The sequence below is a fragment of the Corallococcus praedator genome (assembly GCF_003612125.1).
In the GTDB taxonomy this organism is placed as follows: domain Bacteria; phylum Myxococcota; class Myxococcia; order Myxococcales; family Myxococcaceae; genus Corallococcus; species Corallococcus praedator.
The window spans coordinates 1-574 of the sequence record NZ_RAWI01000850.1; the positions used below are offsets into that span (position 1 = coordinate 1).

The window sequence follows — 574 nt, forward strand, 5'->3', positions numbered from 1 at the left end:
ATGACCCGGCTGAGCGAGCTGTGTGGTGCTCGTGTGAAAAGAGTGACAGAAGTAACACTTGTGGCCGCGAAACGACGCCGCATCGCGACGTCACGATTGCGCAACACCGCCGAGTTCCGTGCGACGTCGGGGTCGTGGACATGACCGACCGCACCGGGTCTGTCGACGCCGACCGCCGCCGCGACGCGCTGACCGCGCGCGACGCGCTGGCGAGCAATGCCCAGGCGTTCCTGATCTCGCCCGGCCCGTGCACCCCCAACGAGGCCGGGATCAGCCTCGATCTGGTCGCGGCGTGCGCAGAGGCCGGACGGCCGCTGCTGGGCGTATGCCTGGGGCACCAGTCGATCGGCCAACATTTCGGCGGCAAGGTCGTGCGCGGCGGGCTGATGCACGGCAAGACGTCGGCGATCACGCACGACGGCACCGGGGTATTCGCGGGCGTGCCCTCCCCGTTCCGGGCGACGCGCTATCACTCGCTGGTCGTGGAGGACATTCCCGACGCGCTGATCGTGAACGCAACCGCCGACGATGGCTTCGTCATGGGCTTTCGCCACCGTGCGTTGCCGATCCACGG

Annotated in this window: 1 protein-coding gene; it reads left to right on the top strand. The window is 68.5% G+C overall.

Features of this window, described 5'->3' with window-relative positions; all coding sequences use genetic code 11:
* Positions 1–140: 140 nt before the first annotated feature.
* Positions 141–574, top strand: a 434-nt coding sequence (locus D7Y13_RS42110; RefSeq protein WP_120631083.1) for an anthranilate synthase component II, incomplete at its 3' end; no start/stop codon positions are given.